The sequence below is a fragment of the Amycolatopsis sp. genome (assembly GCF_036008905.1).
Classification (GTDB): Bacteria; Actinomycetota; Actinomycetes; order Mycobacteriales; family Pseudonocardiaceae; genus Amycolatopsis.
Genome location: NZ_DASYMU010000068.1, coordinates 38,139 through 58,530, shown reverse-complemented (window position 1 = coordinate 58,530; position 20,392 = coordinate 38,139). Strand labels below are relative to the sequence as shown.

Annotated in this window: 23 protein-coding genes and 1 pseudogene; 15 read left to right on the top strand and 9 right to left on the bottom strand. The window is 67.5% G+C overall.

The genetic code is table 11. The features are described from left to right. Positions 1-68 precede the first annotated feature (68 nt). Positions 69-2,243: a molybdopterin-dependent oxidoreductase gene (locus VGP60_RS13195; RefSeq protein WP_327548253.1), complete on the bottom strand. Its 2,175-nt coding sequence runs from the start codon at positions 2,241-2,243 to the stop codon at positions 69-71. Between the two features lie 394 nt (positions 2,244-2,637). On the opposite strand from VGP60_RS13195, the gene VGP60_RS13190 reads away from it, so the two are divergent. From VGP60_RS13190 to VGP60_RS13150, 9 genes are all read left to right on the top strand, one after another. Then, positions 2,638-2,985, top strand: a complete 348-nt coding sequence (locus VGP60_RS13190; RefSeq protein WP_327548252.1) for a cupin domain-containing protein — start codon at positions 2,638-2,640, stop codon at positions 2,983-2,985. Between the two features lie 66 nt (positions 2,986-3,051). Next, positions 3,052-4,941 carry a molybdopterin molybdotransferase MoeA gene (locus VGP60_RS13185; protein ID WP_327548251.1) on the top strand — a complete coding sequence of 630 codons (1,890 nt, stop codon included), beginning with the start codon at positions 3,052-3,054 and terminating at the stop codon, positions 4,939-4,941. Next, complete coding sequence (locus VGP60_RS13180) at positions 4,938-6,074, top strand: GAF domain-containing sensor histidine kinase (protein WP_327548250.1); 1,137 nt, start codon at positions 4,938-4,940, stop codon at positions 6,072-6,074. Before VGP60_RS13185 ends, VGP60_RS13180 begins: the two co-directional genes overlap by 4 nt. After that, positions 6,071-6,748 carry a response regulator transcription factor gene (locus VGP60_RS13175; RefSeq protein WP_327548249.1) on the top strand — a complete coding sequence of 226 codons (678 nt, stop codon included), beginning with the start codon at positions 6,071-6,073 and terminating at the stop codon, positions 6,746-6,748. Before VGP60_RS13180 ends, VGP60_RS13175 begins: the two co-directional genes overlap by 4 nt. Before the next feature lie 23 nt (positions 6,749-6,771). Continuing rightward, entirely contained in the window at positions 6,772-8,109 is a 1,338-nt protein-coding gene (locus VGP60_RS13170) for an FAD-dependent oxidoreductase (RefSeq protein ID WP_327548248.1), read from the top strand. Positions 8,110-8,155: 46 nt separating this feature from the next. Continuing rightward, positions 8,156-8,473, top strand: a complete 318-nt coding sequence (gene fdxA / locus VGP60_RS13165) for a ferredoxin (RefSeq protein ID WP_327548247.1) — start codon at positions 8,156-8,158, stop codon at positions 8,471-8,473. Further along, positions 8,470-8,931, top strand: a complete 462-nt coding sequence (locus tag VGP60_RS13160; protein WP_327548246.1) for a molybdenum cofactor biosynthesis protein MoaE — start codon at positions 8,470-8,472, stop codon at positions 8,929-8,931. Before fdxA ends, VGP60_RS13160 begins: the two co-directional genes overlap by 4 nt. Before the next feature lie 238 nt (positions 8,932-9,169). Then, positions 9,170-9,808 (top strand): acetate uptake transporter, encoded by a 639-nt coding sequence (locus VGP60_RS13155; protein WP_327548245.1) that lies wholly within the window; start codon positions 9,170-9,172, stop codon positions 9,806-9,808. Positions 9,809-9,853: 45 nt separating this feature from the next. After that, positions 9,854-10,153, top strand: a complete 300-nt coding sequence (locus VGP60_RS13150) for a MoaD/ThiS family protein (protein WP_327548244.1) — start codon at positions 9,854-9,856, stop codon at positions 10,151-10,153. A 377-nt stretch (positions 10,154-10,530) separates the two neighbouring features. On the opposite strand, the gene VGP60_RS13145 is transcribed toward VGP60_RS13150, so the two are convergent. Then, on the bottom strand, positions 10,531-11,136 hold the full coding sequence (locus VGP60_RS13145; protein ID WP_327548243.1) for a TetR/AcrR family transcriptional regulator: 606 nt from the start codon (positions 11,134-11,136) through the stop codon (positions 10,531-10,533). Between the two features lie 104 nt (positions 11,137-11,240). On the opposite strand from VGP60_RS13145, the gene VGP60_RS13140 reads away from it, so the two are divergent. After that, positions 11,241-12,575 carry an MFS transporter gene (locus tag VGP60_RS13140; protein WP_327548242.1) on the top strand — a complete coding sequence of 445 codons (1,335 nt, stop codon included), beginning with the start codon at positions 11,241-11,243 and terminating at the stop codon, positions 12,573-12,575. A 33-nt stretch (positions 12,576-12,608) separates the two neighbouring features. Here VGP60_RS13140 and VGP60_RS13135 read toward each other — a convergent pair whose 3' ends face one another. Beyond that, entirely contained in the window at positions 12,609-13,025 is a 417-nt protein-coding gene (locus VGP60_RS13135; RefSeq protein WP_327548241.1) for a hypothetical protein, read from the bottom strand. A 119-nt stretch (positions 13,026-13,144) separates the two neighbouring features. Here VGP60_RS13135 and VGP60_RS41910 point away from each other — a divergent pair, with 119 nt between their 5' ends. Continuing rightward, positions 13,145-13,522 carry an LppU/SCO3897 family protein gene (locus VGP60_RS41910; protein WP_422653003.1) on the top strand — a complete coding sequence of 126 codons (378 nt, stop codon included), beginning with the start codon at positions 13,145-13,147 and terminating at the stop codon, positions 13,520-13,522. 196 nt (positions 13,523-13,718) lie between these two features. Then, positions 13,719-14,607, top strand: a pseudogene (locus VGP60_RS13130) (IS982 family transposase). A 101-nt stretch (positions 14,608-14,708) separates the two neighbouring features. Here VGP60_RS13130 and VGP60_RS13125 read toward each other — a convergent pair. The 6 genes from VGP60_RS13125 to VGP60_RS13100 all read right to left on the bottom strand — a co-directional run bounded on the left by VGP60_RS13125 (position 14,709) and on the right by VGP60_RS13100 (position 17,833). Continuing rightward, positions 14,709-15,431, bottom strand: a complete 723-nt coding sequence (locus VGP60_RS13125) for a dienelactone hydrolase family protein (RefSeq protein ID WP_327548240.1) — start codon at positions 15,429-15,431, stop codon at positions 14,709-14,711. Further along, a complete protein-coding gene (locus tag VGP60_RS13120) occupies positions 15,428-15,967 on the bottom strand; it encodes a cupin domain-containing protein (RefSeq protein WP_327548239.1) in 540 nt (179 codons plus the stop codon). The genes VGP60_RS13125 and VGP60_RS13120 overlap by 4 nt, the downstream gene beginning before the upstream one ends. A 19-nt stretch (positions 15,968-15,986) precedes the next feature. Further along, complete coding sequence (locus tag VGP60_RS13115; protein ID WP_327548238.1) at positions 15,987-16,832, bottom strand: HpcH/HpaI aldolase family protein; 846 nt, start codon at positions 16,830-16,832, stop codon at positions 15,987-15,989. A 115-nt stretch (positions 16,833-16,947) separates the two neighbouring features. Then, positions 16,948-17,157: a hypothetical protein gene (locus tag VGP60_RS13110; RefSeq protein WP_327548237.1), complete on the bottom strand. Its 210-nt coding sequence runs from the start codon at positions 17,155-17,157 to the stop codon at positions 16,948-16,950. 3 nt (positions 17,158-17,160) lie between these two features. Beyond that, complete coding sequence (locus VGP60_RS13105; RefSeq protein ID WP_327548236.1) at positions 17,161-17,589, bottom strand: GlcG/HbpS family heme-binding protein; 429 nt, start codon at positions 17,587-17,589, stop codon at positions 17,161-17,163. Between the two features lies 1 nt (position 17,590). Then, on the bottom strand, positions 17,591-17,833 hold the full coding sequence (locus VGP60_RS13100) for an ester cyclase (protein WP_327548235.1): 243 nt from the start codon (positions 17,831-17,833) through the stop codon (positions 17,591-17,593). Positions 17,834-18,141: 308 nt separating this feature from the next. On the opposite strand from VGP60_RS13100, the gene VGP60_RS13095 reads away from it, so the two are divergent. From VGP60_RS13095 to VGP60_RS13085, 3 genes are read left to right on the top strand one after another with little or no spacing between them, the layout of a single operon-like run. Next, the gene (locus tag VGP60_RS13095) at positions 18,142-18,657 is read left to right on the top strand and encodes a MaoC family dehydratase (protein ID WP_327548234.1); all 516 of its coding nucleotides are present in this window, start codon (positions 18,142-18,144) and stop codon (positions 18,655-18,657) included. Further along, positions 18,654-19,877, top strand: coding sequence for an acyl-CoA dehydrogenase family protein (locus VGP60_RS13090; protein ID WP_327548233.1), 1,224 nt, complete (start codon positions 18,654-18,656; stop codon positions 19,875-19,877). The genes VGP60_RS13095 and VGP60_RS13090 overlap by 4 nt, the downstream gene beginning before the upstream one ends. Beyond that, the gene (locus tag VGP60_RS13085) at positions 19,874-20,386 is read left to right on the top strand and encodes a MaoC family dehydratase (RefSeq protein WP_327548232.1); all 513 of its coding nucleotides are present in this window, start codon (positions 19,874-19,876) and stop codon (positions 20,384-20,386) included. The genes VGP60_RS13090 and VGP60_RS13085 overlap by 4 nt, the downstream gene beginning before the upstream one ends. The last annotated feature ends 6 nt before the right edge of the window (positions 20,387-20,392 follow it).

Sequence of the window (20,392 nt, the reverse complement as noted above, 5' to 3'; positions counted from 1 at the left end):
GAGGTCGGCGGGCAGAGGGTGGACTCGCCGGCCGGCCCTCGGGCAGGGGACCGGCCGGCGAGACGGGGTCAGAGACTCGCCGGCTCCGCGAGCTTCTCGACATCGACGAGGTTGTCGGAATACACGCCCGCGCCGCCGAACGTGTTGTGCCGGTCGGCGGTGATCGAGTTGACCGTGCTGCCGGAACTCTTGTTCTGCCAGTGCCCGACGTTGGCCATGATCAAGCCGGGCATGAGGGCGTCGTGCAGCGTGGCGGGGCCGGAGAAGGCGCCTCGGTCGTTGAACACCCGCACGATCTCGCCTTCGGCGATATCACGTTCGGCCGCGTCGGCGGGGTGGATGAACACCGTCTGCAGGCCTTGCGCGGCTTGTTTGTCCTCGGCGTTGCCGTACTGACTGTTGAGGAACGCGTGCGGCTTGGGCGAGACGATGTTGAGCGGGTATTTCAGGGCCAGCTCAGGATTGGAGTCCGGGGATTCGAACGGCGGCAGGTAGTCGGGCACCGGGTCGATGTAGCCACCGTCCTGCATGCCCTCGTACATCGACCGCCACACCGGGACGACGAAGTTCCCGCCCTCGGCCAGGCTGGACTTGAACTCGCATTTGCCCGACGGCGTCGGGAAGTTGCCCTCCGCGTGGGGGGCGCGCTCCTCGGGGGTGCCGACGTTGAGCCGCATCCAGCCGGCTTCCTTCAGCTTCTCGTAGGTGATGCCCTCCAACGCGGGGGCATCCCAATCGTGGAAGTCGATCAGCATCTCTTCATCGGTGCGGTCCCAGTAGTCGTCGTCGAAGCCCATGGTCTTGGCCAGCCGGCGGAACAGCTCGGAGTTCGGCACGCAGTTTTCGGGCGGTTCGATGGCAGGCTGGTTGAGCATGATGTAGAGATGTCCCCAGGTGACCATGATGTCGAGCTGTTCGGCCTGCATGGTCGCCGGGAGCACGAGGTCGGCGTACTTCGCGGTGTCGGTGATGAAGTGGTCGCTGACCACCGTGAACAGGTCCTCACGCAGGAGGCCCTGCATCGTCTTGGTTTGGGCCGGCCCCTGTGAGACCGGGTTGGAGTTGTAGACGAACAGGGATTTGAGCGGCGGGTCGAGCTCCATCTCGCCGGTCAGCGCCTTGCCGAGGTCGAGTTCGTTGACCACCCGGGTGCCCTCGGGGATCCACTGCGGCATGCAGATCTTGTCGAAGAGGGTGGGGAACTCCCAGATCGGCATCTCCATCGTGCCGCCACCGACGTGACGCCAGGCGCCGACCAGCGCGGGCAAGCAGGTGATCGCGCGAATCGCCTGGCCGCCCCCGCGGCTCCGCTCGATCGCTACGCCCTGGCGGATCGCGGCGGGCTGGCTGGTGGCGTACTCCCGGGCGAGGGTGCGGATGTCCTCGGCGGGGATGCCGGTGATCTCCGAGACGCGCTCCGGCGGGTAGGCCAAGGCGCGCTCGGCGAGCTCTTCGTAGCCGACGGTGTACTTCTCGACGTAGTCGGTGTCGGTCAGCCCCTGGGCGATGATCTCGTGGATCAATCCCAGTGCCAGCGCGCCGTCGGTGCCCGGGCGGATGGGGATGTGCCAGTCGGCCTGCCGCGCGGTGCGGGTGCGCACCGGGTCGATCACGACGATCTTGGCGCCGTTTTCCTTGCGGGCCTTGAGGAGGAACGGCCAGCCGTGCAGGTTCGTGCTGGTCATGTTCATGCCCCACACGATGATGTACTTCGAGTAGGCCATCGACTCCACGTCGAGCCCGCCCGTGCCGCCCACGGTCATGTGCCAGGCCGTGGAGGACCCTGATTCGCAGTAGGTCTTCTCCGCCACGGTCGACCCGAGCCGGTTGAAGAACGCGTCACCGGAGGTGAGGCCGTTGATCACACCCTGGTGGCCCAGGTAAGCGTGCGGCATGATCGCCTGGCTGCCGTACTCGTCGATGATCGACGTCCAGCGCTGTTTGATCTCGGCCAGCGCCTCGTCCCAGGTGATCCGTTCGAACTCCCCGGAGCCCTTCGGGCCGACCCGGCGCATCGGGTGCATGAGCCGGTCGGACTGGTAGTGGTGCTCGGGGAAGTTCTTCAGCTTCACGCACAGGCCACCCTTGGTCATCGGGTGGTCCGGGTCGCCCTTCACGTCGACGAGCTTGCCGTCCTCGACGTGATACAGCATCGCGCAGGTGTCCGGGCAGTCGTGCGGGCACGCGCCTCGGATGATCTTCAGTTCTTTGCCGGTAGCACCGGCCTCGGGTGCGAGCGTCATGGGGAGAGTCCTCCACAGTGTCCGAGCTAATTGAATAGATCGATCAGAGAGCCGAATAGACTCCAAGTGAGTCAATCTCGCATTATCGATATATGACCGATCGATGAATAACATGTAACTCCCGTGAAAGTCACTACTCATTCCCGGGCGATGCCTGCAATCGCAGGTATGCGCCGAAAATGGCGCGAGTCGTCACTGTTTCGACGGGGTAAAATGGCTGGTCAGGGCCTGGTATTCCGTTTACTGAGCTCGCCGCATCCACATTTGCAGGTGTTCGCTCCGAACGCTACCGCATAGTATTGTCAAGACCGGAAGGTCGCGCAAATAAGCACCAAATCCGGCTCTCATTGGTCACTGGAATATTCGAGTGACACCGACCGAAGAAAGAGTGATTATGACTACCCAGACCGCCGAGTACGCCCGCTCCGTGATCACCGCCGAGGAGTACGAGCCGTTCGTGGTGGGCGGGCAGGCCATCGGTGAGGTCCACTGGATTCGCACCGAGGGCGCGGAAGGCGCGACCCTGGCTGTGGGGCTGTGGCGCTCGGAGCCGCAGAGTTTCCCGTACCCGTTTACCGCAGACGAGACGATTCACGCTCTGGAGGGCGAACTCGTCATCGACCTCGAAAGCGGGGAGAAGGTCACGCTTCGCCCCGGCGACGTCGCGTCGTTCACCAAGGGCACCAAGTCGACGTGGACGGTCACCCAGCCGTTCAAGAAGTTGTTTGTCATCAGCGGCTGATATCGATCGCATGGTCCCGTGGCCAGCAGGGCCACCGGACCATGCGGCGCGCGAAGGAGTACCTGAGTGACAGCGACCTGGCCGAGACCGGCACCAGAACCGGAGCCCGGCCTCCCATCCGGCACGGCCGACCCCGCCCGCGTCCCTGCCGACACCGTCGCGGCCGAGCCGGTCGGCGAGGCCTTCCGTACCTGGATGCGTGCCTGCGCCCTCGCCGGCTGGAGTGCGCGCCTGGGCACGGAGACCGTCGCGGTCACCGCGGCACGGGGCCGGGTCACCGCGGAATCGATACGCGCTCGCTGGCCGGTGCCCGCCTACCGCGCGGCGGCCATGGACGGCATCGCGGTGACCACCACCGGTACCGAAGCACTGACCGGCGCCGGACCCGGGACGGTCGGGCTGTCGCCGGAACACTTCGACCGCGTGGACACCGGGGACCCGGTGCCCGAGGGCCGCGACGCGGTCGTCATCCGGGAGCAGGTGACGATCACCGCGAGCGGCGCCGCTGAACTCAGCGGCCCGGCCGTCGCCGGCCGCCACATCCGCCAGGTCGGGGAAGACATCCGTGCCGGAGCGATCGTGCTGCCCGCCGGGCATCGGGTACGGCCGGCGGATGCGGCTGCCCTGGCCGCCGCCGGGCATGCGAGCATCCTCGTCCGCCGTCGTCCGACGGTCGTGATCCTGCCCACCGGCGACGAAATCCGGCCGGTCGGGACGACCTTGGCGCCAGGGGAAATCCTCGACACCAACTCGATCATGCTCGCCGGGATGGCCGAGGAGGCGGGCTGCAGCAGCGAAACGCTGCCGATCGCCCCGGACGCGCCCGGCGACATCGCCGTCGCGGTCGCCACCGCCGCCCGCACCGCGGACCTGGTGCTGATCATCGCGGGCTCCAGCGCGGGCCGCGACGACCACACCTCCTCGGTCGTCGAGCGGCTGGGCCGGGTCGCGGTGCACGGCGTGGCGATGCGTCCCGGCCACCCGGTGGTCCTCGGTGTGCTCGGCGGCGCCGACGACACCACCGGAGGCAACCGCGAAAACGAGCCGGACGGCGCGGGGCTGCATGCCTGGCCAGGAGCACCCGCTGTCCCGGTGGTGGGCATTCCCGGTTACCCGGCCTCGGCGGAACGAGCGTTCACCTGTTTCGTCCGCCCCCTGCTCTATCGCATCCTCGACACCGGAGCCGCCCGCGTCGCCGAGCACAGCGTCCCGGCCCGCCTGGCCGGCCCGGTCGTTTCCGCGGAGCACGTCGACGAATACGTGAAAGTCCGGCTGGCGCGGGTCCTCGCACCGGGCACCGGGCACCTGACCTTGGTGGCGGTCCCCCTGCCGCGGGGCGCGGGAGCCCTCACCACGCTCGTGCAGACCGAGGCGATCCTGCGGATTCCCGCCGGCACCAACGGCTATCCGGCAGGCACCACTGTGCGCCCGGTCCCGGTCGACGGCGCTGCCTTCGCCGCCGCCACCACCATTGTGACCGGGCTGCGTTCGCCGGCGACCGACACGTTCATCGAGCTCCTCCGCGCCGACCTGCCCGGTTCGGCGGTCCACTGGCAGAGCTGCCCCGCGGACGACGCCGTCGGGGCTCTCGCCGACGGGCTCTGCCACGCCGCCGCAGTCACGATCGATTCGGTGGCCGGGCGCCCCGACGAGCAGCTGGCGGCCGCGCTGGTCGACCGTCTCGGTCCGATCACCCTGCTCGAACTCGCCCGCATCGGCGCACAGGCCGAGGTACTCGTCGTTCCCGCCGCCGCGTTCGACAGCGTGCCGGTCGAGGAGCTGCGCACCGCCCTCAGCTCGATGGCGTACCGGCGGGCGCTGCACGAGGTCCCCGCCTACACCGGCCGCAACGCCGGACACGAGACATGGCACGGCCCACCAGAGCATCCTGAGGAAACGACCCCCGCCGTCTCCTCGGCCCCGGCGAACGGAGCGACACAATGTGCTACACGGTGAAATCCATCGACGACGTCCGCAAGCTCGTGATCGCCACACGCGGGCTGTCCGGGCTCTCCGACCTCCCCGCCTTGGTCACCAAGGCCTGCCGGCGCATGTTCGACCTGATCGCCGCCGACCTCGCGGCCATCGCCATCTACGACGGTGAAGACACCCTCATCCTCGGCGCGGCCGAAGGCACCACCGTGCCCTTGGCCGGCACCCGGCTGCCCCGCGGCTCGGGTCTGGGCTGGCGCGCGCTGGAGCGCAGCATGCCCACCACCACCGGCAACTGCGCCACCGACGACGAGCACCTCGACGACCTCGCCGAGGTGCTCGTCGCCGATGACATCCGTGGCCTGGCCGCCGTGCCGATCGAGTTCGGCGGGAACTGGCTCGGTGTGATGTACGCGGGTATGCGGGGACGCCGGGTGTCCCCGCGCACCACGCTGCTGATGAACGAGTTCGGCGCTTCCCTCGCCCCGTTGATCGTCACCGCTGCCCGCGCCGATCGCGCCGGGCAGCTCGCCGTGGAGGAGGACCGCCAGCGCATCGCGCAGCAACTGCACGACACCGCCGGTCAGCTGTTGTTCAGGATTTCGATGTCCGCCAAGGAAATTCAGCAGACCGCCGCCGCGGATCCCGAGACCGCCACCCGCTCCGCGCGCGAGATCGAAGCCGACGCCGCGGAGGCGTCGGCCTACCTGCGCGAGGCGATGCACAGCCTCATGCCCGCCGCTCAGGCGCTGTCGGTCACGATGCGTCGCGATGTGGCCACCTTCGCCTCCCGCACCGGGATCGCGACCGAGGTCGTCACTCTCGGCACCCCGATCCCGGCCAAGCCCGAATTGGAGACGGTTTTGTTGTCGGCGTTGCGGGAAGCCCTGCACAACGTCGAGAAACACGCCGGAGCGACCGCGGTACTGGTGTCGGTCGCCTACCAGTCACACCAGCTCGTCCTCGCTGTCGAGGACGACGGCAAGGGCCTGCCCGGCGACTTCGAACTCAATCCGGTCCCCGGGGGACGCTTCGGGCTGGGCATCCCCGGCCTGCTGCAGAAGGTCAACGGGACCGGCGGTGTCCTGCGGCTGGCCGCCAACGACGACGGCGGCACCAGCCTGCGCGTCACCATCCCACTGGTGGAGTGCCCGTGACCACGTTGCCGATGAGCCCCCATTCGATGAGCCTTGCCTCGACGGCCACTGTCCTGATCGCCGACGATCATCCGCTCGTTGCGCACGGCATCGAGAAAGTCCTCGCCGGAACGACCGAGTTCACAGTGGTCGCCTCCTGTTACTCCGGCAAAGAGACACTCGAGGTCGCCAAACTCAAGCGGCCCGACCTCGTGCTGCTCGACGTGCGCCTCGGTGACCTCAACGGCGCCGATGTCTGCCGCGAGCTCGGCACCACGACCCCCGCGGCGAAGATCGTGATGCTGACCGCCTTCGACGACACCGAAAACCTGCGCCGCTGTCTGGAATCCGGCGCCGCCGGCGTGCTGCTGAAGGGCACCCTCGACCTCGACCTCGTCCAGGCCCTGCGCGATGTCCGCGACGGCCGGATGGTCGTCGACGCCGGGATCGCGCGAGCGCTGGAGACCGCGAGCGGACTGCTCAAGACCGATGGCACCACCTATCCGCAGCTGCGTCCGCGAGAAGTCGACGTGCTGCGCCTCATGGCCGCGGGCTTGACCACCAAGGACATCGCCGACCAGCTCGACCTCACCGTCAACACCATCCGCAGCTACACGCAGGCGCTGATGGAGAAACTCGGCGCGCATACCCGGGTCCAGGCGATCGTCTACGCCCAGAAGCTCCAGCTCATCTAGGCCTGACGCGGGAAGGAACCGCCATGCCCCATGTCGCCATCATCGGTGCAGGCCCGTCCGGCGTCTTCGCCGCCGCCGCACTGCTCAAACGTCCCGAGCTGTCCGTCGACGTCTTCGATCGGCTGCCCACGCCGTTCGGTCTCGTCCGCTACGGCGTCGCGCCCGACCACGTCAAGATCAAGTCGGTGACGGCGGCACTGGCGAAGGTGTTCGCCGACCCGAGAGCGCGGTTCCTCGGCAACGTCACCCTCGGTACCGATCTCACGGTCGAGGACCTGCGCGAGGCCTACGACAGCGTGCTCGTGGCCACCGGCGCCCCACACGCCCGCGGTCTCGGTGTCCCCGGCGAGGATCTGCCCGGCAACTACGCGGCGGCCGACCTGGTCTCCTGGTACAACGGCCACCCGTACACCGGCACTGCCTACACGACCGCGGCCGACGCCATCGCAGTGATCGGAGCCGGCAACGTCAGCATCGACATCGCCAGGGTCCTGCTCAAGGCCGGTGCCGGGCTCACCGACAGCGACGTCCCCGACTCGGTCCTCACCGCACTGGACCGCCACCCCGTCCGGGAAGTGCACGTCGTCGCTCGTCGCGGCGCCGCTGACGCGAAGTTCTCGCCCGCTGAGCTGCTGGAACTCGAGAAAATGGCCGATGTCGACCTCGTCGTCGACCCGGTCGAACTCGACCTCTCCGCGACCGCAACAGGCCGCTACGACACCGACCGCACCGTCGCCACCCGCGTCGGGATCTTCCGCCGCTGGACCGAGCGGCCCCGCCGCACCGGGGTGAAGGAGTTGCACTTCCGCTTCGCACGCAGCCCCGTCGAGGTGCTCGGCGAGGACCACGTGACCGGGCTGCGCCTGCAGCTCAACGCCATCGGCCCGGACGGAAGCATCGCTGGTTCCAGCGGCACCGAGGACCTGCCCGTCCAGGCCGTCGTGCGCTCCATCGGTTACTCCGGCGATCCGCTCTCCGGGCTGCCGTTCGACCACGATCGCGGCCTCATCCCGAACATCGACGGCCGCATCGGGCCCGGCTTCTACGCCACGGGCTGGATCAAGCGCGGCCCCGGCGGGATCATCGGCTCGAACAAGGCCTGCGCGATCCAGACCGTGTCCGGGCTGCTTGCCGACCTCGATGCCGCCGGCGAGCCCGGCACCGCCAGCGCCCTCGCCCGTGCCCAACTCATCACCCGGCTCGGTGCCCGTCCCGAGCCGCACCGCCGACTCGTCTCCTGGGAAGGCTGGAACGACATCGACGCCGCGGAGATCGCCCTTGGCGTGACCCGCGGCAGGGCCCGCACCAAGATCACCGACCCGCGTCGGCTGGTCGACATCGGCGCCCGCCGCGCCCGCTGACCGCCACCGAGCCCACGCCCCGTCCCATCGAACGGAGACCACCCCTATGCCTTACGTCATCACCGACGCGTGCGTCGACATCATGGACCGCACCTGTGTGGACCAGTGCCCGGTGGATTGCATCCAGGAGGGCGAACGCATGTTGTACATCAACCCGGACGACTGCATCGACTGCGGCGCCTGCGAACCGGTTTGCCCGCAGAACGCGATCTACCTCGCCGAGAGCCTTCCCGCGCCACTCAGCGGCTATGTGGCGATCAACGCCGACTTCTACACTGCCACCGACTTCGGCCCCGCCACCGGCGGGCGACTCACGGTCGTCGACCATCCCGCCGTCGCCCGGCTTCCCCGTGCAGTCGCATGACCCACGCCGGCCCGGCTGTTCCCGTGATGCGCGTCGCACAGGTGTGCCGCGCCCGCGTCACCGAGGAACCGCTTGACCTGCAACAGCATGCCCGCGAAGTCGAGCGCATCGCCGCCGGCGCGATCGTCACGTTCGCCGGGGTGGTCCGCGACCACGATGGCGGACGCGGGGTGACCGCACTCGACTACAGCTGCCATCCACGCGCGCAAGCGATCATCGAGCGGGTCGTCACGGATATCGCCTCGGCCGCGGCCGGGGTCCGCGCCATCTCGGTCAGCCATCGGGTCGGGCCCCTCCATATCGGCGACATCGCCCTGGCCTGTGCGGTGTCCGCCGACCATCGCCGTGAAGCATTCGATGTCTGCGCCACTCTCGTCGATGAGGTCAAGGCGCAACTGCCGGTGTGGAAGCGTCAAGTTTTCACCGACGGCAGCGACGAATGGGTGAACTGCACCTGATCTCGTCCGGGACTGTCCGCATTCCGTGTTAACTCGCGTTTCGTCGAAGTACCCATTGGAATACATCACCCGCTGAATCCATATTTGCAGGTGTTCTCCTTGCTATTGCGGGGACAACATTGACGTTGTCGCCAAGAATATCGAACCTCGACGGCGATCTCGACCGGTCATTGATCACTACCCATTCTTGTCGTGTTGCGCACCCCGCGCACACCCCGCTCGGAAAGGGATCTATTCAATGAGTGCCGACACCGCGACCGTTGCGCCCACCGTCCCCATGACCGAACCTGCCGCGACACCGGCGAACCCTGCCCCGATCCTTGCCGACCCCTTGCCGCTCGGGCTGGGCAGCTTCGGCGTGTCGGTCCTGCTCCTGGCGATCACCCAAGCCGGCCTCGTCGACCCCGCCGCGCTGCCGGTGTCCGTTCTGGCCGTCGCGCTCACCGCCGGCGGACTGGGCCACGTCATCGCCGGGTTGCTGCATTTCGCGCGCGGAGAAGGATTCCCGGGCACAGTCTTCCTGAGCTACGCGGCGTTCTGGTTCAGCTACGTCCTCATCGTGCAGTTCTACGCCCCATCAGTGGTTGCGAAGGGGGGCAATCCGACCGCGGCCATCGGCTGGTTCCTGGTCGCCTACGCCGTCGTCACGACATACTTCTTCATTACCGCACTCGCCACCACCAAAACACTCGCGCTCTTGTTCACGCTATTGCTCATCGGCTTCTGCACCGTTGCGGCAGCGACCTTTACCGGCAATTCCACTATAGGTGCCGTCGCCGGCTGGGTTCTTATCGCCGACTCGCTGGTGGCCTTGTACCTGGCCGCGGCGTTGACGATGAACGATGCGTGGGGCCGGACCCTGCTGCCCACCCCGTGACGAAGATTCCGTGGCTGTGGAGCCGGCGCGGGAAAGGAGACTGACGTGCAGACCGCACGAATTGCGAACCTGCCTGGCGACCAAGCGGAAACGTGCACCGTCACAGTCCGCTACTTCGCAGCCGCTCGCGCCGCGTCGGGGCTCGCCGAGGAGAGTGTGGACCTGATCGGGCCTGCCACCGTAGCCGACCTGGTGTCCGGGCTGGGCGGCCTGCACGGTAGCCGGCTGGGCTACGTGCTGCGGAGCTGCAGCTTCCTGGTGAACGAGATCGCCGCACGTGACCGTGGCACCCCGGTCCCCCGGGGCGCCACGGTCGACGTGCTTCCGCCCTTCGCGGGCGGCTGAGATCGAGCCGCCCAGCACCACTTTTCCGCCTGCTCACCGCCGACGAGTTCACCCGAGTCGACGCGCTCTGCAACCATGTCATGGCGCAGGCCCGCGAATGGTTGTGCGAGCACCCGGACTACCAGCGGCGGCGGCCGCCGCAGCTGACCGGCTGGATCGACCACCTCCTGCGAGAGGTGCTGCCGCCCTTCCTCGACCGCGATACCACCACCGGGACCATCGCGCTGCTGGAGTCGCACTACGGCCCCGGGCAACTGCGTGAACTCGCCCAAGGCCTGCTGTGCCGGGCACGGCACCGCCGGGAACGGACCGACTCAGTGCTCGTCCGAGTCCATGGCACGTCTACGACCGGGGTAGGCCCGACCGCCGGGCGGCATTCAGCGCGCGAGGCCGACACCGAGCAGGGCCAGTCCGGTGTGGAGGGTCTCGGCGGGCACGTCGTCGACCAGGTGATGCATCACGATCAGCCCGTGCATCAAGGAGAACAGCGTCGCCGCTGCGGCATGGGTGTCCGCGTCCGGTGGCAGGTGGCCCTCGGTGCGCCAGCGGCGGGCCAGCTCGTCGATGTGGCCGAGGGCGTCGGCGTAGATCGTGCGGGCGCGGTCCAGCAGGCGCGGGTTGCGCAGTGCTTCGGCCCAGGCCTGCAGGGCGATGCGCGTCATGTCGTAGTCCGGGTGCGCCGTCCGGCTGTCCAGCTCGCCGGTCAGCAGTACCACCGTCTCGGCCGGAGACGGGCACGGGTCGCGGTCGAGGATCGCGACGAAGATCTCCCGCACGCGCGTGAGGCCTTCCTCCGTCGTCGCGTCGATGATCTCGTCCTTGCTGCGGAAGTAGCGGTAGACCGCGCTGGAGGACATGCCGGTCTCGGCGATCACGTCGTCGATGGACGTCGCGTGGAAGCCGTTGCGGGAAAAGCACTTCCACGCGCTCGTGAGGATGTGCTGCCGGCGGTCCGCGCGGGTTTTCTCGCTGAGTCTGGGCACATCCGCAGTCTAAACGGAAACGATCGCTTGCGCTATGTCGGAAGGAAGTTTAAGCTGCTTCGCTAAACGAAAACGAATGTTTCTCTTTGGCGAGAGGCTCCGTGATGGACAACGAAGTTCGTCCCCGGCTCGACCACCTCCTCGACTCCGGCGGTTTCGGCCGCGGACAGGTCGCCGTCGTCGTCTTGTGCGCGCTGGTCGCGATGGTCGACGGGTTCGACACCCAGTCGATCGCGCTGGTCGCCCCGGACATCGCCGCCGAATGGGGCGCCGAGCCGGCGGCTTTCGGTGTCGTGTTCGGCGTCGGGCTGTTCGGCGGCCTGATCGGCGCGATCTTCTTCGGCTTCGCTGGTGACCGGTACGGCCGCAAACCGACCCTGCTCGTGGCGATGGCGGTATTCGCCGTGTGCTCGTCGCTCACCCCGCTCGCGAATTCGCTCACCCTGCTCGGCCTCCTGCGGCTGGTGACCGGCTTCGGCCTGGGCGGTGCGCTGCCGTGCATCATCGCGATCACGTCCGAATACACCCCGGCCCGGATGCGGGCCACCGTGGTCGGGCTGATGTTCTGCGGGTTCCCGCTCGGTGCCGTCGCCGGTGGCCTCGGCTCGGCGTGGCTGATCCCGGCCTTCGGCTGGGGCAGTGTGTTTCTCGTCGGCGGTGTCGTACCGATCCTTCTGCTCCCGCTGCTGTGGGCGCGGCTGCCCGAGTCCGCCCGGTTCCTCGCGCTCACGGGTGACCAGGATGCGCTTCGGGCGGTCCTGCGGCGGCTGGGCATCGCCGGTGGTGACGACGCCGTCGAGCCCGAACCCGAGGCGGCCCGGCCTTCGGTGGTCCGCCTGTTCACCGAACGGCGGGCGGGCGGGACCCTGTTGCTGTGGGCAACGCTGTTCCTCAGCTTGTTGCTGACCTACCTGCTCACCAACTGGATCCCCTTGCTGGCCAGGCAAAGCGGCATCGACGCGGCGTCGGCGATCTTCGGCGTCGTCGCGCTCAATCTCGGCGCTGTCGTGGGTTGCCTGGTGATCGGCCGCCTGGCCGACCGGTCCCGGCCGACGGTCGTCATCGGCTCGGCGTTCTCTCTCGGCGCGGTGGCCATCGCCGCGATCGGCCACACCGGCGGCTCGGCCGTCGCGTTGCTGGTGGTGTCGTTCCTGGCCGGGAGCCTCAGTGTGGGCGCGCAGATGTGCACGGTCGCGCTGTGCGCCAGCTTCTACGAGACGTCGGTGCGGGCCACCGGGATCGGCTGGGCCGTCGGGATCGGCCGGATCGGCGGCATCGCCGGACCGCTGCTCGGCGGGCTGCTCGTCACGCTCGGGGTCGGTACGCCGGACCTGTTCCTGGTCACCGGGTCGACTTCGCTGGGCGCGGCCGTCGCGGTCTTCGCACTGGCCCGCTTCCTCACCCGCGCCGGGCGGAAATCAGTGCTGTCAGCGCGTTGACGGTCAGGTCTCGCGGCTCGGTGACGTCGCCGATCAGCGTGTACCGCGGGGCTTCGCGGGTGCACGCCGGCCAGGCGGCGCCGTCCGGGCCGCGGGGGAGACCCACGCGAAGTGGTAGTAGTACGCGTCGCGGTCGAGACCGGCGAAGCGACGATAGGAAGCCAAGGCGGGTTCCAGCCACACCGCCGTGGTCGACAGTTCCGCGAGCGCCTCGCAGGGATTGTGGTGGGCGAAGACGGTTCGGTCACCGGCCAGGACGCCGGCCATCGCCGCCGGCGTCTCCGGGGTGTAGACGTCCGCCGGATCGACGTCCGGTCTGCTGTACAGCCCGGTCGGGCGGTGGAAGAACCGGGCTTCATCCTGCGTCGTGCCGAAGAGAACGGACACGTCCCGCGTCCAGGCCGACAGGTCCTCGGCCAGCGGCCGATCGGTCAGGGCGAGCAATCGCACGATTCCCGGAGGGGTGATCTGCGAAGGCAGGTTGCCATCAGCTCACCGCTGATGCTGCGCGCGCCACTAGAGTGCGATGGGTGCGTCATCCCAACCGGTGGTTCTGTGCAGCCAGACCGATGGCCGTCGCGCTGCTCGGCGTCTTGTGCGTCACAAGCCTGATCTCATGCGACGCGACAGTCCACGGTGGTAATCCCCCCTCCCTGCAAGTCGGCGACTGCCTCACACCCTTGCCCCCCGCACCTACGATGTTCTCACCCAGCAGCGTGCACGTCGTTACCTGTACCAGCCGCGACGCACAGTACAAGATCGTGTCCATTACTCCAGGCAACGGGCAATGCAACAGCAACAACTCACTGGAAATGTCGGCCGGCGATGGCCAACCACAAACCTATTGCCTCGAAGATTTGAACGACGCGCCGACGCCAACTCCGACGCCTCCAAACTATGAACCACCCCCGGAACAGCAGGAAACCGGGTCGCCGTGGCCCGGCTAGCACTGCGGTTCGGCCCGGGGTGAACCGCTCCTGCATCCGGTCCAACTCTGTCACCACCGGATCAACTACCACGAACACGATGATCCACTACGGATCAAGCAAGTGCCGTTGCAGTACTAGATGGTTGATTCCGTGAAGATCATGTGAAGTGGGGCCTGCGTTGAGGCGAGAGAGGAGGGTGCTCGAAGATCAATGTGTGACGAAAGACCTGAACACCCTCCTGATCTCATTGTATGTGCTGGTGGACGATCAGGTGATTCCGCCCCGGACTGGTCGTGGGCGTCGGCCGGAGTTGCCGGACAGTGAACTGATCTGCTCGGTGGCGCAGGTACTGCTGGGATTTCATCGGGAGCGCCGCTGGGTTCGGCACGTCCGTGCCGATGCGGAGCTGCTCGGCGTGTTTCCTGACATGCTGACGCAGTCGGGTTATCACCGGCGACTGAAGTCAGCGGAACCCTTGTTGCGCAAAGCGATCCTTCTCTTGGCTACCTGTTGCCCGTCGTGGTTCGACGATCTGTGGATCACTGATGCCACCCGTTGCCGTGCGGGATGTCCCGGGAGACGGTGAAGCGGTCCGATCTTGCCGGACTTGCGGGCTACGGTTACTGCGCGTCGTATTCGCGGTACTACTGGGGCTTGACGCTGTATCTGGTGTGCGCCGGAGATGGGATGGCGGTCATGTGGTGCCTGGCGAACCCGAAGATCGGGGAACGTGAGGTGCTGGCCGCGTTGCTTCAGCGCGACCACCATTTCATCCGTGGCGGTCAGGTCCTGTTGGCGGACAAAGGGTTTCGCGGGTAGGGATGTCGAAGAATTCACCACCTCGCTGGGGCTGCGGCTGCGGCGTCCCGACCGCAAAGACGAGACTTGCCGCAATGGCAACCTCGGTGGGGTCCGGCAGTGGATCGAGTCGGTCAACCAGCTCCTTAAAGGTCAACTCGATCTCGAACGCCACGGTGGCCGGACCCCGTCCGGGGTTTCTTGTGCGGGTCGCGCAACGGCTGCTCGCCATGGCCGCGGGTATCTGGCACACCTGGCAGACCGGCGTGACCAGCAAAAGGTCACTCGTCGCCTACGACCACTAACACCAACTTCACGGAATCAATCTAGGGCAGGCCGAGGAACTCGAAGACGCCATCGCGTTCCCGCCCGGCCACCCGTCCTTGCTCGAGGCGGACTTCGGCGGTCATCGCAGGTGGTCGCCGAAGAAGGCCTCGATGCGCTCCCACGCGGCCGCCGCGGAGTCCGGTTCGGGCCCGATCCCGGCGACGCGCATGAGCGGGCGCAGCACCCGGGGGCCGGCTTCGGCGTCGTTGAGGAAGGCGTGGCTCGCGGCCGGGTATTCCTTGACATCGTGCGGGATCCCGGCGTTCGTGAGCGCCGTCTCCAGCTTCGCGGCGGCACCTCGCAGCGACGGGTCGCGACGGCCGTAGCTGCCGACGATCGGGCAAGCGCCCACCAGGACCTCGTCGAGGTCCTTCGGCAGCTGCCCGTAGTTGACTGCCGCGGCGTCGTACCCGGCTGAGGCGTTCAGCAGCGCGAACCCGCCGCCCATGCAGAAGCCAATGACGCCGATCTTCCCGGTGCAGTGCTCGGATCCGGTCAGGTACCGGCGCGCGACCGCGATATCGGTGAACGCGCGGCCGCTGCCCTTCAGCATCGCCCGCATCGTCGACACCAGGCACCGGCGGGCGCCGCCCTCGCTGAAGAGGTCGACGGCGAGCGTCAGGTAGCCGAGACTCGCGAGCCGGTCGGCGTGCCGGCGCATCACGTCGTCGATGCCGAAGATCTCGTGGATCATCACCAGCCCGGGCCAGGGCCCGTCGCCCGATGGGATGGCGAGATAGCCGCGCAGCGACGGTGAACCGCCGTGCTCGGCGGCGAGTCCGGACAGGTCGAGGTCGGTCATCGGTCCTCCCGCGGCAGTGCGTCGATCATGGTTCCCAGCATCAGACACGGGGCGTCGGACCGATTGCTCCAGCCGTGGTTCGTACCCTGAATGATGACGGTGTCCGACGCCTTGAGGTGCACCTCTTCGTCGTCCAGGATCAGGTGGATCTCGCCGCGGACGACATGGATCACGTCGAGCGTGTCGGTCCGGTGCATGGTCGGGCTGCGCCGCCGGTCGGCCTCGGTCGGCTCGTGGTGTTGCCCGACCATTTTGTTGACGTCGGCGAACATCGTTTGGTGCGCCCCGGGTTCCGGATCCGGCCACAGCTCCAGGGCCCGCACGAGCATCCCGCCGGGGAACGGCGACCGGGCGGCGCCGCCGTCGAGCGAGCGGTCGCCGTCGATGTCGTTGTTCACCGGGGCTTCGCGGGTCTTCCAGAGCGTGCCGCGCCAGAAGAACCCGGGCTGCTCCTGCTGGTTCGGCACGCCGGTCCGGAGTACGGCCGACCGGCCCGCGTCGTCCAAGCCGACGACGTAGCGCTGCAACTGCGCCATGGTGGATCCTTTCGGTGGTTCAGAAGGATGAGGGGAAGCCGCTCGCCGGAGCCGGCGGACGCGTGTACCCGGCGGTGGCCGCGACCCCCGCGTCCGCGGCGGCGACCGTCGTCTCGCACAGCCGCCGGAAGGCGAGGACGTCGAGCCCGACGCACAGCACCGAGATCCCGCTTTCCAGCGCGGCGGAACAGCTTTCCGGTGACGGATCGAGGATCGGACCGCCGATCAGCGCCACGCCGTGCCGCTTCGCCGCGGCGTACACCGCGCGCTGGGCTTCCCGCACCTTGGGGCTGCTGTGCATGCCGGGCCCTTCACCGAGGGCGAAGGCGAGTTCCCCGGCCGCGAAGACCAGCATCTCGACCTGGTCCAGCGCGCAGATCTCGTCGATCTCGGCAAGGGCCTCGACGGTTTCGATCATCGGGATCACCAGTAGCCCGGAGTCGCTCTCGCGCAGGTAGTCGTCGAAGCCGGCGACGGTGTAGCCCGGCACACGCAGCGCGGGGCAGAGGCCGCGGGTGCCGCGGGGCGGGAAGGTCAGCGCGTTGATCATCCCGCGCACGTCGGCGGCGGAGCGCACCATCGGCACCACGATGCCCGCGGCGCCCGCCTCCAGGGCTCGCCGGGCCGATGTAGTGTCGGCCGGGTCGGGGATTCGGACCAGCGGGACCAGGCCGGCGACCTCGCAGGTGCGCATCGTGTCTTCGAGCGCGCGCGGATCGAGGGCGCTGTGCTCGCTGTCGAGCCAGACGTAGTCGAACCCGGTCGAGCCGAGCACCTCGATGAGCGTGTGGTTCCCGGTGAAGCACTGCATCCCGATGGGCACGACGTGCTCGTCGACCATGCTCAGCAGGCGGTTCCGCGCCATCTTCACTCCAAAAAGAAACGATCGGTTTCGCTTAGTGTCGACGGTAGCCGTTGGGATGGCGTAACGCAACCGATCGTTTCCGTTATGGCGCGTTCAGCTAGTGATCCACCTCCCGCTACTGGAACGGGACCGTGCCGAAGCCACCGGCGGGCGCGCTGCCGAGGAAACCGGGGAGCTCCAGGATCACGCCGAAGAGTGCGCCCGAGGCGTCGTGGTCGAAGCGCGGGACGTGCCGGGCGCAGAGGATCCGCGTGAACCAGGAGATTCCGGCGTCGAGGGCGCCGACGACGAACGTGACGTGATGGACGCCGCTGATGGCGGGCACCGCCTACTCGCCGGGGTCCGCGGACAGCCCGGCTGCCTCGATCCCGGCGACCGCGCACGCCTCGTCGGCGTCGGGCAGGTGCCCGCTGACCCCGACAGCGCCGATGATCCCACCCTCGGCGTCGCGGACCAGTACCCCGCCGGCGACCGGCACGAGGTTCCCTTCGGCGAGCGCGGTCAACGCTCCGACGAAATGGGGGTGCGACTCGGCGCGCCGGGCCAGGGAACGGCTGCCCACACCCAGGTTCAGCGCGCCGGCAGCCTTGCCGCGCGCGATCTTCTCGCGCAGGAGCGACGACCGGTCTTCCCTGGCGAAGGCGACGAGCGCGCCGCCGGCGTCGAGGACCGCGACGGTCATCGACGGCATGTTCGCGGCGCGCGCGTGCGCCAGCGCGGCGGTGACGATCGTCTGGGCGTCGATGAAGGCGACCACGTCACTTCCCTTCGAGCTGGGCGCGCGGCCCGGCCATGTCCGCGACGGCCCAGTGCTCGACATAGCGGCCGTCCTCGAGCCGGATGAGGTCGATGACGCCGAACTCGACGGTCCGCCCGGTCGGCGGCAGGCCCTGGAAGGCGCCCCGGTAGGACTTGCGGGTGACGGCCCGGTCGCCCCCTTCGGTGAACGTCTTGCTGCAGTGGGTGACCACGGCTTTGTTGGTTTCCTGCTCGGTGCTCATACGATTAAGCCTTCCGTAGGTGCGAGGCCAACGTTGACCCGCGACTCGTTTGGCCAGCAGGCCGTCGCTTTCCTTGCTTGGCACTGAAGCCTGACACTGACACCTCCTCCTCATACACGATCCGGCAATGCGGCGGCCGTGAGCGCTACATATGTCTCGGTAAATGCATTTGTGGTTGACTACCAACTATTGCTCCGACACACTCGCCGAAGTGCCGATCGTCCGGCCCGCTTCGGCGACGGCAGCGGCCTCACTGTTGAGGAGGGAAGCGGTATGACTGACACCTGGCGCGACGGCTGGATCCGGAGATGAGCGGTACAGACGGCGCTGCAACAGTGGCCGAACCCGTACTCGCGGACTTTCCGGTTCGTCGCCGGGGTGCCTGGTTGGAGAAGTTCGCGGTCGGGGAGGTCTTCGACCATCATTGGGGCCGCACCATCACCGATGGCGACAATGCCGTCTTCAGCACGGTGACGTGCAACTGGAACCCGATGCACCTGAACGCGGAGTTCGCTCGGGCACACGGGCACGAGGACGTCGTTGTCAATTCGATGCTGGTGCTCTGCACGGTCATCGGGTTGTCGGTCGAAGATCTCAGTGAGTCCGGTGGTCCGTTCGTCGCAATCGACGACTGCGTGTTCGAGAAGCCGGTCTTTCCGGGGGACACCCTGACTGTCCGATCGACAGTGCTGGATTCCCGTGAATCCCGCAGCCGACCGAAAGCGGGAATTGTCACCTGGCGAACCGAGGCAATTAACCAGAACGGTGCCCGGGTCTTGCACTATATCCGGAAGAACCTCATTGCAAAGGATTCGAGCCGGTGACGAGCGCTACCATTCGCCAGCCACGTCAACCCGAATTGCCGCCGCCCTGGCACACCCAGCAGCGAGCAACTTTGCTTGCGCAGGCCCGGGAGTTCGTCACGACCCGAATGCTGCCCGCTGCCAATGAGCTGGATTCTCAGCGAGCCGACATCCCAGGCGAGCTCATGGCCGAGATGGGCGAACTCGGCTACTTCGGGATCATGGTGCCCGAGGAGTACGGCGGGCTCGGCTTGGGCGTCTTCGAGTACTGCATGATTTCCGAGGAGCTGGCTCGGGCCTGGCTCAGTTCCGCGAGCATCATCGCTCGGGCTCAGGGATTGGGTACCGGCGTCGCCGACCCCGGCCGCCGGGAGGAGTTGCTTCGTCGAAGTGCTCGTGGTGACTGGATCGGCGCGGCGGCGTTCTCCGAACCGGACGCCGGTTCCGACTTGGGGTCGGTCACCACGACCGCTGTGCGTGACGGCGACGAGTTCGTGATTTCAGGGCACAAGCGATGGTGTGGCAACGCGGTCGCTTCGGACTTCATCGTGGTGCTTTGCCGGGTTCAGGAACCCGGAGCCGAGACGGGTCGGGCGGCTTTGCGAACCCTGCTGGTCGAGAAGCGGCCAGGCGAGCTTTCGCCCGGGGTGACCGGTCAGGTCATCGACAAGATCGGCTACTTCGGGATGACCACCTACGACCTGACCTTCGACGAGGTTCGTGTTCCGCTGTCGGCGCAGGTCGAGGCATTCGGAATGCCAGTGGCTCGTGGGGAAGGATTTCGGGCGCTGGAGACGGGGCTGAACATGGCGCGGGTGCAGACTGCGGCGCGTGCGGTCGGGCTTGCCCGCGCCGCTGTCGAAGACAGCGCTGTGTACCTGCAACAGCGGCGCCAGTTCGGCCGGCCCGTGGGCGAGTTCCAGTCCTTGCGGTTCATGCTCGCGGAGATGGCCGCCAGGGTCGATCAGGCGCGGGCGTACTACCGGCAGGTCGCCGAGCTGATGGACGCGGGTGTGCCGTGTGAGCAAGAGGCCGCCATGGTCAAGCTCGCGGCCACCGAAATGGCGGTCGAGGTTACCGGGCAGGCGATCCAGTTGCACGGCGGAAACGGCTACACCACTGAGCACCAGGTCGAGCGTTACTGGCGTGATGCCCGGCTGACCACGATCTTCGAGGGCACCAGCCAGATTCAGCAGCTGATCGTGAGCGATCGAATGCTGGGGAAGGTCCGGCAGCGATGACGGCATCCGCTGATGCAGTGAGCCCAGGGCCGATTTCCGCTCGTACCGGTGACGACACGTGGTTCGAGAACTTCATGGTGGGTGCTCGCTGGCGGCACGCGCGTGGGGCGACCGTTGGTGAGGTGGAGAACCAGTTGCTCACCAAACTCGTCATGAACACTGCTCAGGAGCACTGGAACGAGCACGTGATGGCCGATTCGGAATGGGGGAGCAGCCGTCTGGTGTTCGGCATGATCACCGGGTCCTTGACGATAGGACTGGCGAGTCAGGACACCGCGGAGAATGCACTCGCGGAAGTCGGTCTGAGCCATGTGCGGTTCCGTGCCGGGGTGTTTCACGGCGACACGTTGTACGCCTACACCGAGGTGCTCGGCAAATCACCTGCCGCCCGCCCTGACGCGGGAATCGTGCACTTCAAACATTGGGGTGCGACCGCTGATCACCGCGTTGTCTTCGAATGCGAACGCACCGTATTGGTCAAACGACGTGCCCATTGGCGAATTCGCTGAAACCGG